Raw genomic sequence first — 14,045 nt, 5'->3', positions numbered from 1 at the left:
AGGGGGAGCTGACGTGGTCGACAACCTGACTCCCGTCCTGACGAAGCGCTGGCTGTCGCCGCGCTCGTGGACGCTGAAGACCTACGAGCAGTTGGAGGGGTACACGGCGCTGCGCAAGGCGCTCAAGGCCCACCCCGACCAGCTGATCCAGCAGTGCAAGGACTCCGGTCTGCGCGGACGCGGCGGCGCGGGTTTCCCCACCGGCCTGAAGTGGGGCTTCATCCCGCAGGGCGACGGCAAGCCGCACTACCTCGTCATCAACGCCGACGAGGGCGAGCCGGGCACCTGCAAGGACATCCCGCTGATGATGGCGGACCCGCACTCGCTGATCGAGGGCATCATCATCACCTCGTACGCGATCCGGGCGAACTTCGCCGCGATCTACGTGCGCGGCGAGGTGCTGCACGTGATCCGCCGGCTGCACGCCGCCGTGCGCGAGGCGTACGAGGCGGGCTACCTGGGCAAGGACATCCTCGGCTCGGGCTTCGACCTCGACGTGGTCGTGCACGCGGGCGCGGGCGCCTACATCTGCGGCGAGGAGACGGCGCTGCTGGACTCGCTGGAGGGCAAGCGCGGCCAGCCGCGGCTCAAGCCGCCGTTCCCGGCGACCGCCGGCCTGTACGCCTCGCCGACCGTGGTGAACAACGTCGAGACGATCGCCAGCGTGCCCTACATCGTCAACGGCGGCGCGGACTGGTTCCGCACCATGGGCCGCGAGCGCTCGCCGGGCCCGAAGATCTTCTCGCTGTCCGGCCACGTGGAGCGCCCCGGCCAGTACGAGGCGCCGATGGGCGTCACGCTGCGCGAGCTGCTCGACCTGGCGGGCGGCATGAAGGACGGCATCCCGCTGAAGTTCTGGACGCCGGGCGGCTCGTCCACCCCGCTGTTCACCGCCGACCACCTGGACGTCCCGCTGGACTTCGAGGGCGCGGCCGAGGCGGGCTCGATGCTGGGCACCACCGCGTTGCAGATCTTCAACGAGACGGTGTCCGTGCCGTGGGCGGTCATGAAGTGGACCGAGTTCTACAAGCACGAGTCGTGCGGCAAGTGCACGCCGTGCCGTGAAGGCACCTACTGGTTGGTCCAGATCCTGCAACGCATGGTGGCGGGCAACGGCACGGCCAGCGACATCGACACGCTGCTGGACGTCTGCGACAACATCCTGGGCCGCTCGTTCTGCGCGCTCGGAGACGGCGCGGTCAGCCCGATCACCAGCGGCATCAAGTACTTCAAGCACGAGTTCCTGGCTTTGTGCGACCAGAACTCCCAGGTCTTGGCGGGGGCAAGCGCATGACGATCGCGCCTGAACAGAAGGCCGAGCTGGTGGTGCCCGAGGGCCACGTCAAGCTCGTCATCGACGGCATCGAGGTCGTCGCGCCCAAGGGCGAGCTGCTGATCCGCACCGCGGAGCGGCTCGGCACGGTCATCCCGCGCTTCTGCGACCACCCGCTGCTGGAGCCCGCGGGCGCCTGCCGGCAGTGCCTGGTCGAGGTGGAGATGGGCGGCCGGCCGATGCCGAAGCCGCAGGCCTCCTGCACGATGACCGTCGCCGACGGCATGGTCGTCAAGACGCAGCTGTCCTCGCCGGTGGCGGACAAGGCGCAGCAGGGCGTGATGGAGCTGCTGCTCATCAACCACCCGCTGGACTGCCCGATCTGCGACAAGGGCGGCGAGTGCCCGCTGCAGAACCAGGCGTTGGCGCACGGCCGCTCGGACTCGCGGTTCCACGAGCACAAGCGGACGTTCCCCAAGCCGATCCCGATCTCGACGCAGGTCCTGCTGGACCGCGAGCGGTGCGTGCTGTGCCAGCGCTGCACGCGGTTCTCCGCGCAGATCGCCGGCGACCCGTTCATCGAGCTGCTGGAGCGCGGTTCGCAGCAGCAGATCGGTGTCGCGGCGGAGAAGCCGTTCCAGTCCTACTTCTCCGGCAACACCATCCAGATCTGCCCGGTGGGCGCGCTGACCAGCGCCGCGTACCGGTTCCGCGCCCGGCCGTTCGACCTGATGTCCACGCCCGGCGTGTGCGAGCACTGCTCGTCCGGCTGCTCGACGCGCACCGACTGGCGGCGCGGCAAGGTGCAGCGCCGGCTGGCGGGCGACGCGCCCGAGGTCAACGAGGAGTGGACCTGCGACAAGGGCCGCTTCGCGTTCACCTACGCAGGCGCCGGCGACCGGATCCGCCGCCCGCTGGTGCGCGACAAGGCCAGCGGCGAGCTGCGCGAGTCGTCCTGGACCGAGGCGTTGCAGTACGCCGCCGAAGGTCTGGCGAAGGCGCGTGACGGCAAGGGCGTCGGCGTGCTGGCCGGCGGTCGCCTCACCGTCGAGGACGCCTACGCGTACTCGAAGTTCGCCCGGATCGCGTTGCGCACCAACGACGTCGACTTCCGCGCCCGCGCCCACTCGGCGGAGGAGCTGGAGTTCCTGACCGGCGCGGTCCTCGGCGCGAACCCCGACAACGGCGGCGTCACCTACGCGGGCATCGAGTCCGCGCCGGCCGCGCTGCTGGTCGCGTTCGAGCCGGAGGAGGAGTCGCCGATCGTGTTCCTGCGGCTGCGCAAGGCGGCCCGCACGAACCGGACGAAGGTCTACCACCTGGGCCAGTACACGACGCCCGCGGTGGAGAAGACCAACGGCGTGCTGCTCGCGTGCGTGCCCGGCAGCGAGCCGTCGGCGATCAACGCGCTGCCCGAGCACGCCGCCGACGTGGTCGAGGAGCTGGCGAAGCCGGGTTCGGTGATCCTCATCGGCGAACGCGCCGCCGAGGTGCCGGGCCTGTTCTCCGCGGTCGCCGCGCTGGCCGAGCGGACCGGCGCCAAGGTCGCCTGGATCCCTCGTCGCGCCGGTGAGCGCGGCGCGCTGGAGGCCGGCCTGCTGCCGACGTTGCTGCCGGGCGGTCGCCTGGTCGGCGACGAGGCGGCCCGGGCCGAGGTCGAGCGGGTGTGGGGCCTGGAGCCGGGCGCGCTGCCCGCGAAGGCCGGTCGCGACACCGAGGGCATCCTGACCGCCGCCGCGAGCGGTGGGCTGGACGCGCTGGTCGTCGGCGGTGTCGACCCGTTCGACCTGCCGGACCCGGCGCTGGCCGAGCGCGCGCTGGACTTCGCCGGTTTCGTGGTCAGCCTGGAGCTGCGGCACAGCGCGGTCACCGCGCACGCCGACGTGGTCCTCCCGGTCGCGCCCGCGGTGGAGAAGGCGGGCAGCTACCTGAACTGGGAAGGCCGCCCGCGCCCCTTCACCACCACGATCGAGGGCACCGGCGCGCTGTCGGACGGCCGGGTGCTCGACACGCTCGCCGTGGAGATGGACGCGGACCTGTTCACCCAGACCCCGGCCGCCGCCGCGGCCGACCTGGCGCGACTGGGCTCCGTCGCGGTGACGGCGTCCGCGCCGACCGTGCCCGCGCCGCTGCTCACGCAGCCCAAGGCCGGTCAGGCCGTGCTCGCGACCTGGCGCAGGCTCCTGGACAACGGGTCGTTGCAGGACGACGAGCCGAACCTGGCGGGCACCGCGCGCCCGGTGGTGGCGAAGCTGTCCGTCGCCACCGCCGCGCACCTGGGTGTCGAACTCGGTGGCGAGATCACCGTCTCCACCGATCGGGGCGAGGTGGTGCTGCCGGTCGAGGCGGCCGACCTGCCCGACGGCGTCGTGTGGCTGCCCGGCAACTCGGGCGCGGTCACCGTGCGGCGCAACCTCGTCGCAGGCCACGGCTCAGTGGTGGCCGTCTCCCCGCTCGTCACGGGCTCCGCTGCGAAGATCACGTCGCCCGCTGGAGGCAAGGCATGAGCACGGCAGAACTCCTCGCCGACGACCCGTTCTGGCTGATCGTCGTCAAGGTCGTCGGCATCTTCGCGTTCCTCGTGGTCATGACGCTGTTCATGATCAACTGGGAGCGCAAGGTCGTGGCCCGCATGCAGCAGCGCCCCGGACCGAACCGGGTCGGCCCGAACGGCTGGCTCCAGTCGCTCGCCGACGGCCTGAAGCTCGCGTTCAAGGAGGACATCCGCCCGGTCCTCGCGGACAAGTGGGTGTTCTTCCTCGCGCCGGTGATCTCCTGCATCCCCGCGTTCGTCGCCTTCTCGGTGATCCCGCTGGGCGGCGAGGTCTCCCTCTTCGGCGAGCGCACCGCGTTGCAGCTGGTCGACCTGCCGGTCGGCGTGCTGGTCGTGCTGGCCTGCTCCTCGCTCGGCGTCTACGGCATCGTGCTGTCGGGCTGGGCGTCCGGCTCGCCGTACCCGCTGCTGGGCGCGCTGCGCTCGGCCGCGCAGGTGATCTCCTACGAGATCGCGATGGGCCTGTCGATCGTCGCGGTCGTCATGCACTCGCACTCGCTGTCCACCGCCGACATCGTCGACGCGCAGAGCGGCGGCTGGTACTTCTACCTGCTGCCGGTCAGCTTCCTCATCTACGTCTGCTCGATGGTCGGCGAGACCAACCGCGCGCCGTTCGACCTCCCCGAGGCCGAGTCGGAGCTGGTCGGCGGCTTCCACACCGAGTACAGCTCGCTGAAGTTCGCGCTGTTCTTCCTCGCCGAGTACGTCAACATGGTGACCGTCTCGGCGCTGGCCACCACGCTGTTCCTGGGCGGCTGGCGGTTCCCGTTCGTCGGGGACGACCACCTGCTCAACAGCGGCTGGTTCGGCCTGCTGTGGTTCGTGGTCAAGACGCTCGGCTTCCTGTTCCTGTTCATCTGGCTGCGCGGCACGCTGCCCCGCCTGCGCTACGACCAGTTCATGCGGCTGGGCTGGAAGTTCCTGGTCCCGATCGCGCTGGTCTGGTTCGTCGCGGTGGCGGTCGCCCGCTACCTGCGCCAGGAGTGGGAGACCAACAGCGGCCTGGACACCAGCACGGCGCTGATCGTGATCGGCGGTTTCCTCGCCGTGGTGCTGCTGATCGCGTTCCTGCTGCCGGACAAGCGGGAACCGCACGACCCCGACGCCGTGCCGGTCACCGGTGGCGGCTACCCGGTGCCGCCGCTGGACCTGAAGGTCCCGCAGTCGCCGCCGCGCAGGCAGGTGCGGGTGGCCGAGCTGCCCGGCGCCGAGAACCAGACGCAGGAACCGGCCGCGGTACCCGCAGCTTCACACAAGGAGGCCAGCGATGGGCGTGTTTGATCCCGTCAAGGGCTTCGGCGTCACCTTCGGCACGATGTTCAAGAAGGTCGTCACCGAGGAGTACCCCGAGGTCAAGAAGGTCACCGCGCCGCGGTACCACGGCCGCCACCAGCTCAACCGGCACCCGGACGGGCTGGAGAAGTGCGTCGGCTGCGAGCTGTGCGCGTGGGCGTGCCCGGCGGACGCGATCTTCGTCGAGGGTGGCGACAACACCGAGGACGAGCGCTACTCGCCGGGTGAGCGCTACGGCAAGGACTACCAGATCAACTACCTGCGGTGCATCGGCTGCGGCCTGTGCGTCGAGGCGTGCCCGACCCGTTCGCTCACCATGACCAACGAGTACGAGCTGGCCGACGACAACCGCCAGAAGCTGATCTTCACCAAGGAGGACCTGCTCGCGCCCCTGCTCTCCGGCATGGAGCAGCCGCCGCACCCCATGCGGCTCGGCGAGAACGAGCAGGACTACTACGTGAACGGGCCGACGCTGGCGCGGGAGGCGGGCGTGCCCGCCGGCGCGACCGTGGAGACCGGGCCCGAGGAGGCGGGGAAGTGAGCCTCTCGTTCCTGCTCCAGCAGCCCGACGAGGTGCAGCGGGTGGTCGACACCGTCACCACCGGCGAGGCGGTCGCGTTCTGGATCCTCGGCCCGCTCGCCCTCGCCGGCGCGCTGGGCATGCTCTTCGCGCGCAACGCGGTGCACTCCGCGCTGTGGCTGGTGCTCACCATGCTCAGCCTCGGCGTGCTCTACATGGTCCAGCAGGCGCCGTTCCTCGGCTTCGTGCAGATCATCGTCTACACCGGCGCGATCATGATGCTGTTCCTGTTCGTGCTGATGCTGGTCGGCCGGGACAGCTCCGACTCGGTGGTCGAGGTGCTGCGCGGCCAGCGGCTCGCGGCGGCGGTCATCGGCGTCGGCTTCGCCGGCATCGTGGTCGCCTCGGTCGCCCGCGCGCTGACCGACGTCGAGCCGGTCGGCCTGGCCGCGCAGAACACCCAGAACGGCGGCAACGTCGCCAACATCGGCGAGGCGCTGTTCACCGACTACCTGTTCCCGTTCGAGCTGACGTCGGCGCTGCTGATCACCGCGGCGGTCGGCGCCATGGTGCTCGCGTTCACCTCGCGGACCGGCAAGGACGCGAAGAAGACGCAGAAGGAGCTGGTCGAGGAGCGCTTCCGCGGCGACCGCCCCGGCTCGCTGCCCGGTCCTGGCGTGTTCGCCACCGCCAACTCGGTAGCCACGCCCGCCCTGCTGCCGGACGGCTCGGTCGCCGCCGAGTCCCTGTCCGAGCTGATCGAGACGACCGCCAAGGAAACTCTCGAGGACGACGTCGCGGAGGTGTCCGGCAGCGGGCACCAGCCCGACGCGCACGCGCTCAAGGGAGAGTCGTCGTGACCCCTACGTACTACCTGCTGCTGTCCGCGCTGCTGTTCAGCCTCGGCGCGGTCGGCGTTCTGGTGCGGCGCAACGCCATCGTGGTGTTCATGTGCGTCGAGCTCATGCTCAACGCGGTGAACCTCAGCCTGGTCACGTTCGCCCGCATCAACGGCGGGCTGGACGGCCAGGTGATGGCGTTCTTCGTGATGGTCGTCGCGGCGGCCGAGGTCGTGGTCGGTCTGACGATCATCATGGCGATCTTCAAGACGCGTCGCTCGGCCTCGGTCGACGATTCCAACCTGCTGAAGTACTGAGGGGCCACCGGTGACGGAACCAATCGCCGCCAGCGGGATCGGGAGTCTCGCCTGGCTGTTGCTCGCCCTCCCGGCGTTCGGCGCGCTCGTGCTGCTCGTGGGTGGCAAGCGCACCGACAAGTGGGGCCACCTGCTGGGCAGCGCGACCGTGATCGCGGCGTTCGCGTACGGGGTCGCGCTGTTCTTCGACACGCTCGGCCTGGACCCGGAGCAGCGCAGCACCGAGGTGCACCTGTTCGACTGGATCCCGGTCGGCGCGCTGGACGTGGAGTTCGGGCTGCGCCTCGACCCGCTGTCGCTGACGTTCGTGCTGCTGATCACCGGTGTCGGGTCGCTGATCCACATCTACTCGATCGGCTACATGGCGCACGAGGCCGGGCGCCGGAAGTTCTTCGGCTACCTGAACCTCTTCGTGGCCGCGATGCTGCTGCTGGTGCTCGGCAACGGCTTCGTGACGCTGTACTTCGGCTGGGAGGGCGTCGGCCTCGCGTCGTACCTGCTCATCGGCTGGTACCAGCACAAGCCGGAGGCGGCGTCGGCCGCGAAGAAGGCGTTCCTGATGAACCGGGTCGGCGACCTGGGTCTGGCGATCGCCATCTTCATCATGTTCAAGACGCTGGGCACGACCCAGTACGGCGAGGTGTTCGCCCGCGTCGACGAGTTCTCCTCGGCCGAGGTGCTGGCGATCACGTTGCTGCTGCTGCTCGGCGCGTGCGGCAAGTCGGGCCAGTTCCCGCTCCAGGCGTGGTTGCCGGACGCGATGGCGGGCCCGACGCCGGTCTCCGCCCTGATCCACGCGGCCACGATGGTCACCGCGGGCGTGTACCTGATCGCCCGCTCGAACCCGATCTACAACCTGTCGGCCGACGGCCGCCTGGTCGTGATGATCATCGGCGGCGTGACGCTGCTGATCGGGTGCGTCATCGGCTGCGCGTACGACGACTTCAAGAAGGTGCTGGCCTACTCGACGGTCAGCCAGATCGGCTACATGATCCTGGCCGTCGGCCTCGGCCCCATCGGCTACGCGCTGGGCATCATGCACCTGCTCACGCACGGCTTCTTCAAGGCCGGGCTCTTCCTCGGCGCCGGCTCGGTCATGCACGGCATGAACGACGAGGGCAACATCCGCCGCATGGGCGGGCTGATGAAGAAGATGCCGATCACCTTCGTCACCTGGACGCTCGGCTACCTGGCCCTCATCGGCTTCCCGTTCCTGTCCGGCTACTTCTCCAAGGACGCCATCATCGCGGCGGCGTTCAGCATGGAGGGGTGGCGCGGCTGGGTCTTCGGCGGCGTGGCCGCCCTGGGCGCGGGCCTGACCGCGTTCTACATGACCCGCCTGTTCGTCCTGGTGTTCCTGGGCAAGCCCCGCTACACCGAGCTGAAGTCGGCCGACGGCCGCGAGTACCACCCGCACGAGTCGCCGGTCAGCATGACGCTGCCGATGATCGTGCTGGCGGTCGGCTCGGTCGGCGCGGGCTGGTTCTTCTCCTCCGGCCACAACCTGGCCGGCTGGCTCACCCCGTCGCTGGGTGAGCTGCAGGAGCAGCACGGCGTGCTGGACCACGGCGTGGTCAACATCCTCGTGCTGGCCCTGTCGGCGCTCGGCGCCGCGCTCGGCTTCCTGCTCTTCCTGCGCCGTGAGCAGCCGGTGGAACGGCCGGTCCGGGTGTCGTTCCCGGTCCGCGCCGCGCGTGCCGACCTGTACGGCAACGCGCTCAACGAGGCGCTGTTCGCGCGGCCGGGCACCTGGCTCACCCGCGCGCTGGTGTTCGTGGACAACAAGGGCGTCGACGGCCTGGTGAACGGGTCGGCGGCGCTGCTCGGCGGTAGCTCGGGCCGGCTGCGCAGGTTGCAGACCGGGTTCGTGCGCTCGTACGCGCTCTCCATGCTCCTGGGTGCGGTCTTCGTCCTGGGCGCGCTGCTGATGGTGAGGTTCTCGTGAGCTGGACGCTGATCGCGCTGCTCCTGCTGCCGCTCGTCGGCAGCCTGGTGGTGGCGTTCCTGCGGGGCAACGACCGGTTGGCCAAGACGGTCGCGCTGGCGTTCTCGCTGGCGGAGCTGGTGCTGGCGGTGCTGGCGTGGACGGCGTTCGACCCGGGCGGCGACCGGTTGCAGCTGACCAGCTCGGCCGAGTGGATCCCGGCCTTCGGCGTGCACCTGTCGTTCGGCGTGGACGGCATCGCGCTGGTGATGATCGCGCTGATCGCGTTCCTGGTGCCGGTCGTCATCGGCGGCTCGTGGGCGGACAAGCTGCCCGAGGGCCGCAGCGCCGGCGGGTTCTTCGCGCTGCTGCTGGCCATGCAGACCGGCATGGTCGGCGTCTTCGCGGCCACCGACGTGTTCGTGTTCTACGTGTTCTTCGAGGCCGTGCTGGTCCCGATGTACTTCCTGATCGGCCGCTTCGGCGGGCCGAACCGGCAGTACGCGGCGATGAAGTTCTTCCTGTACTCGCTGCTCGGCGGCCTGATCATGCTGGCCTCGGTGATCGGCCTGTACGTGGTCAGCGCGGACAAGATCGGTCAGGGCACGCTCGACTGGGCCACGCTGGTCACGGTCACCCGCGACCTGCCGCTGTCCACCCAGATCTGGCTGTTCCTCGGCTTCTTCGTCGCGTTCGCGATCAAGGCGCCGCTGGTGCCGCTGCACACCTGGCTGCCCGACGCCGGTGCGGAGGCGCCCGTCGGCGCGGGCGTGCTGCTGGTCGGCATCCTGGACAAGATCGGCACGTTCGGGTTCCTGCGCTACTGCCTGCCGCTGTTCCCCGCGGCCAGCAAGGAGCTCGCGCCGCTGGTGCTGGTCCTAGCCGTGGTCGGCATCCTGTACGGCTCGCTGCTCGCCGTCGGCCAGTCCGACCTGAAGCGGTTCGTGGCCTACACCTCGATCGCGCACTTCGGCTTCATCGCGCTGGGCATCTTCGCGTTCAGCTCGCAGGCCGGCACCGGCGCGGTGCTCTACATGGTCAACCACGGCATCTCGACCGGCATGTTGTTCCTGGTCGTCGGCATGGTGATGGCCCGCGGCGGCTCGCGCCTGATCGAGGACTACGGCGGCATGGCCAAGCTGACCCCGGTGCTCGGCGGGCTGTTCTTCGTGGCCGGCCTGTCGTCGCTGGCGCTGCCGGGCACCAACTCGTTCGTGAGCGAGTTCCTGGTGCTCATCGGCTCCTACCCGAACGAGCCGGTCTACACGATCCTGGCCGCCGTCGGCATGGTCCTGGCCGCGCTGTACGTCCTGTGGCTGTACCAGCGGGTGTTCCAGGGTCCGGTGCGCGGCACCGCGATGCTGAACCTCGTCGGCGGCCCGGGTGCGGCGGTCGACCCGGAGAAGGCCGCCGTGCCCGACCTGAACAAGCGCGAACTGGCCGTGCTCGCGCCGCTGGTGGCACTGATCCTGGTGCTCGGCTTCTACCCGAAGCCGGTGTTGGACGTGATCACCCCGTCCGTCGGGGCGACGCTCAGCGAGGTCGGGGTGGCCGACCCGGTCGCGCAGGAAGGCAAGTGACGTGACGACGTTCCTCTCGCAAGTGGAGCGGCTGCAAGCCCCGGAGATCGACTACGGGGCCGTCGCACCGTTGCTGATCGTGCTCGGCGCGGCCTGCCTCAGCGTGCTCTTCGAGGCGTTCCTGCCCAAGACCCAGCGGTGGGCGGCGCAGGTCGTGCTGACCCTGCTCACGCTCGCCGCGGCGGGCGCCGGGCTGGCGCTGCACGCGTCCGCCGAGAGCACCCTCGAACAGGGCAAGCTGACCTTCTCGGGCACGATCGCGGTCGACCGCCCGGTGATCTTCCTGTGGGGCACGCTGCTGCTGCTCGGTCTCGGCGCGGTGCTGCTCATCGCGGACCGGTCGGTCGAGCCGGGCGGCGCGTTCGTCGCGGACGCCTCGATCCTGCCCGGCGCGCCGGTGGGCGTGCGCGAGCAGCTGCGCCGCCGGGAGATGCAGACCGAGGTGTTCCCGCTGACGCTGTTCGCGCTCGGCGGGATGATGACCTTCGTCGCGGCGAACGACCTGCTCACCATGTTCATCGCGCTGGAAGTGCTGTCGCTGCCGCTGTACCTGATGTGCGGCCTGGCCCGCCGTCGCCGCCTGCTGTCGCAGGAGGCCGCGGTGAAGTACTTCCTGCTCGGCGCGTTCGCGTCGGCGTTCTTCCTCTACGGCGTGGCCCTGCTGTACGGCTTCGCGGGCTCGGTGAAGCTGTCCGACATCGCCAACGCGACCACGGCCAACGACCGGTCCGACACGCTGCTCTACGCGGGCTTCGGCCTGCTGATCGTCGGCCTGCTGTTCAAGGCCTCGGTCGGCCCGTTCCACGCGTGGACGCCGGACGTCTACCAGGGCGCGCCGACGCCGGTGACGGCGTTCATGGCGGCGTGCACGAAGGTCGCCGCGTTCGGTGGCATCCTGCGCGTGCTCCACGGCGCGTTCGAGCGGTCGAGCTGGGAGTGGAACGGCGTGCTGTGGGGCGTGGCCATCGCGTCCATGGTGATCGGCGCGGTCCTCGGCCTCACCCAGACCGACGTGAAGCGGATGATCGCGTACTCGTCGGTGGCGCACGCGGGCTTCCTGCTGATCGGCGTGATCTCGCTGAACGACCAGGGCCTGTCCGGCACGATGTTCTACCTCATGGCGTACGGCTTCACCACGATCGCCGCGTTCGGCATCGTCAGCCTGGTGCGCAACGGCGACGGCGAGGCCACCCACCTGTCCCAGTGGGCGGGTCTGGCCAAGCGGTCGCCGGTGGTGGCGGGCGTGTTCACGTTCCTGCTGCTCGCGCTGGCCGGACTGCCGCTGACCAGCGGTTTCGTCGGAAAGTTCGTGGTGTTCGCGGCGGCCGTGGAAGCCGAGATGGTGCCGCTGGTGGTGATCGCCCTGGTGGCTTCGGCGGTGGCGGCGTTCTTCTACCTGCGGGTGATCGTGCTGATGTACTTCAGCGAGCCCGCGGCGGACGGCCCGACGGTGAGCGTGCCCGGCGCGTTCACCACGGTGGCGATCACCCTGGGTGCGGCGATCACGCTCGTGCTCGGCGTGTACCCGTCATTCGCCCTCGATTGGGCGGGTGCCGGCACGTTCATCTTCTAGTGGTACGTAGGCTCTGTAGCCGTGACCAGTAGCGAGCGGGCGGGGACGGGGTTCCGGTTTTCGGACCCCGTGCTCGCGGAGGTGGTTCAGGACGGGCTGGCCGAGGTGGAAGAGCTGCTGCGCAAGGTCGTGCAGAGCGAGTTCCACCCGGTGATGGAGACGTCCCTGCACCTGGTGTCCGCGGGCGGCAAGCGCATCCGCCCGCTGTTCACCATCCTGTCCGCCCAGTTCGGCGGCACGTGGGACCGGGAGAGCGTGATCAAGGCGGCGGCCGTCGTCGAGCTGACCCACCTGGCCACGCTGTACCACGACGACGTCATGGACGAGGCCACGATGCGCCGCGGCGCGGAGTCGGCCAACGCGAAGTGGGACAACAGCATCGCGATCCTGACCGGCGACTACCTGTTCGCGCACGCGTCGGCGCTGGTCGCGGACCTGGGCACGGGTGCGGCGCGGATCATCGCGGAGACGTTCTCCGAGCTGGTCACCGGCCAGATGCGGGAGACGATGGGCCCGCGACCCGGCGAGGACCCGGTCTCGCACTACCTGACCACGATCGCGGAGAAGACGGGTTCGCTGATCGCCACCGCGGCGCGGTTCGGGGCGATGTTCTCCGACGTGACGCCGGAGCAGGTCGAGGCGCTGCGCGCGTACGGCGACGTGATCGGGGCGGCGTTCCAGATCTCCGACGACGTCATCGACATCGCCTCGCCGTCCGAGGAGTCGGGCAAGACCCCGGGCACGGACCTGCGCGAGGGCGTGCGGACGCTGCCCATGCTGTACGCGCTGGAGGACGAGCCGGACTCGCGCCTGGCCAAGCTGCTGGCCGCCCCGATCACCGACGACGCCGAGGTGGACGAGGCACTGGCCCTCCTCCGCGCCTCCTCCGGCCTGCAACGCGCCCGCGCCACCCTGGACGACTACGCCTCCCGCGCCCGCGCCACCCTCGACGTCCTGCCCGCCGGCACCGCCCGCGACGCCCTCGCCTCGGTCAGCGACTACGTCGTCACCCGCTCCCACTAACCCGAGAGTCCTACGTTCACAGCGCGAGAGTCCTACGTTCGGAACGCGCGTGTCCTACGTTCCGGTACCCCGAGTTGAACGCTCAGAACGCAGCCACCCCGTCCTGAGCGTTCAACTCGGGTGTTCTGAGCGTTCGACACGCGCGTTCTGAACGTAGGACTCGCGGGGTCAGGGGTGGTGGCGGCGGGTGTGGTCGATGTCCGCGGTGAAGACGAGCAGGGCGACCCAGACCAGGGCGAAGCCGAACCAGCGTGACGCGGGCATCGGCTCGTGCATCACGAACACGCCCCACGCGAACTGGAGCACGGGCGCCAGGTACTGGACGATCCCCATGGTCACCAGCGGCACGAGCCGGGCGCCCGCGCCGAACAGGATCAGCGGGACCGCGGTGACCAGGCCGGCCGACGCCAACCACAGCGCGTGACCCCAGCCACCCGAGTGGAACGTCCCCGCCGGGCCGAGCCAGACCAGGTAACCGACCGCGACCGGGGCGAGCACGACGCTCTCCGCGGTCAGGCTGGCCGTCGCGTCCAGCGGCACCGTCTTCTTCAACAGCCCGTACACGCCGAACGAGCACGCCAGCACCAGCGAGATCCACGGCAGCCTGCCGTAGTCCACCGCCAGCACGACGACCGCCGCCACCGCGATGGCCAGGGCGGCGTACTGCGGCAGGCGCAGGCGCTCACGCAGCACGAACACCCCGAGCAGCACGCTCACCAGCGGGGTGATGAAGTAGCCGAGCGCGGCCTCGACGACGTGCGAGGTGTTGACCGCGTGGATGTAGACGCCCCAGTTGACCGCGATGAGCACGGACGCGGCGGCCACCATCGCCCAGCCGCGCGCCGACAGCCCCCGGATGCCCGCCCAGCGGCCCAGCACGGCGGTCACGATCACCATCACGACCAGCGACCAGGCGATCCGGTGTGCCAGGATCTCCACCGAACCGGCCGGCTGGAGCAGCGGCCAGTACGCGGGCACCATGCCCCAGAGGACGTAGGCGCCGACGCCGAAAGCCAGGCCGCGGTTCGTGCGGTCGACGTCCGCCGGGGCAGTGGAGGCAGAGGTCAACGGTGGCACACGGGCTACTGTACGCGGCCGTTTTGGCTGGTCAGTTGCTCCGGGTGGCCTACTATCGAACCCTGGTCACAG

11 protein-coding genes are annotated in these 14,045 nt (G+C 70.0%); 10 read left to right on the top strand and 1 reads right to left on the bottom strand.

The window, feature by feature from the left end; translation table 11 throughout:
* Nucleotides 1-13 precede the first annotated feature (13 nt).
* Genes nuoF through ACQPYE_RS38235 form a run of 10 tightly spaced genes read left to right on the top strand, consistent with a single transcriptional unit; the run spans nucleotide 14 to nucleotide 12,896 of the window.
* Nucleotides 14-1,294, top strand: a complete 1,281-nt coding sequence (nuoF, locus tag ACQPYE_RS38280; RefSeq protein ID WP_498717972.1) for an NADH-quinone oxidoreductase subunit NuoF — start codon at nucleotides 14-16, stop codon at nucleotides 1,292-1,294.
* Entirely contained in the window at nucleotides 1,291-3,780 is a 2,490-nt protein-coding gene (locus tag ACQPYE_RS38275; protein ID WP_498717971.1) for an NADH-quinone oxidoreductase subunit G, read from the top strand. Before nuoF ends, ACQPYE_RS38275 begins: the two co-directional genes overlap by 4 nt.
* Nucleotides 3,777-5,108 (top strand): NADH-quinone oxidoreductase subunit NuoH, encoded by a 1,332-nt coding sequence (gene nuoH / locus ACQPYE_RS38270; RefSeq protein ID WP_498717970.1) that lies wholly within the window; start codon nucleotides 3,777-3,779, stop codon nucleotides 5,106-5,108. Before ACQPYE_RS38275 ends, nuoH begins: the two co-directional genes overlap by 4 nt.
* Complete coding sequence (nuoI, locus tag ACQPYE_RS38265) at nucleotides 5,095-5,661, top strand: NADH-quinone oxidoreductase subunit NuoI (RefSeq protein WP_498717969.1); 567 nt, start codon at nucleotides 5,095-5,097, stop codon at nucleotides 5,659-5,661. The genes nuoH and nuoI overlap by 14 nt, the downstream gene beginning before the upstream one ends.
* Nucleotides 5,658-6,500: an NADH-quinone oxidoreductase subunit J gene (locus ACQPYE_RS38260; protein ID WP_498717968.1), complete on the top strand. Its 843-nt coding sequence runs from the start codon at nucleotides 5,658-5,660 to the stop codon at nucleotides 6,498-6,500. The genes nuoI and ACQPYE_RS38260 overlap by 4 nt, the downstream gene beginning before the upstream one ends.
* The gene (nuoK, locus tag ACQPYE_RS38255) at nucleotides 6,497-6,796 is read left to right on the top strand and encodes an NADH-quinone oxidoreductase subunit NuoK (RefSeq protein ID WP_053715303.1); all 300 of its coding nucleotides are present in this window, start codon (nucleotides 6,497-6,499) and stop codon (nucleotides 6,794-6,796) included. Before ACQPYE_RS38260 ends, nuoK begins: the two co-directional genes overlap by 4 nt.
* Nucleotides 6,797-6,806: 10 nt before the next feature.
* Nucleotides 6,807-8,741, top strand: a complete 1,935-nt coding sequence (gene nuoL, locus ACQPYE_RS38250; protein WP_498717967.1) for an NADH-quinone oxidoreductase subunit L — start codon at nucleotides 6,807-6,809, stop codon at nucleotides 8,739-8,741.
* Nucleotides 8,738-10,300 carry an NADH-quinone oxidoreductase subunit M gene (locus ACQPYE_RS38245; protein ID WP_498717966.1) on the top strand — a complete coding sequence of 521 codons (1,563 nt, stop codon included), beginning with the start codon at nucleotides 8,738-8,740 and terminating at the stop codon, nucleotides 10,298-10,300. Before nuoL ends, ACQPYE_RS38245 begins: the two co-directional genes overlap by 4 nt.
* A gap of 1 nt (nucleotide 10,301) precedes the next feature.
* On the top strand, nucleotides 10,302-11,873 hold the full coding sequence (gene nuoN, locus ACQPYE_RS38240) for an NADH-quinone oxidoreductase subunit NuoN (protein WP_498717965.1): 1,572 nt from the start codon (nucleotides 10,302-10,304) through the stop codon (nucleotides 11,871-11,873).
* Nucleotides 11,874-11,894: 21 nt separating this feature from the next.
* Nucleotides 11,895-12,896, top strand: coding sequence for a polyprenyl synthetase family protein (locus ACQPYE_RS38235; RefSeq protein ID WP_498717964.1), 1,002 nt, complete (start codon nucleotides 11,895-11,897; stop codon nucleotides 12,894-12,896).
* 168 nt (nucleotides 12,897-13,064) lie between these two features.
* On the opposite strand, the gene rarD is transcribed toward ACQPYE_RS38235, so the two are convergent.
* Complete coding sequence (gene rarD, locus ACQPYE_RS38230; protein WP_498717963.1) at nucleotides 13,065-13,973, bottom strand: EamA family transporter RarD; 909 nt, start codon at nucleotides 13,971-13,973, stop codon at nucleotides 13,065-13,067.
* Nucleotides 13,974-14,045 lie beyond the last annotated feature (72 nt).

The sequence above is a fragment of the Actinosynnema sp. CA-299493 genome, from assembly GCF_050946825.1.
In the GTDB taxonomy this organism is placed as follows: Bacteria; Actinomycetota; Actinomycetes; order Mycobacteriales; family Pseudonocardiaceae; genus Actinosynnema.
Note: the sequence above shows the minus strand (reverse complement) of the source record. Positions and strands in the feature narration are given on the sequence as shown.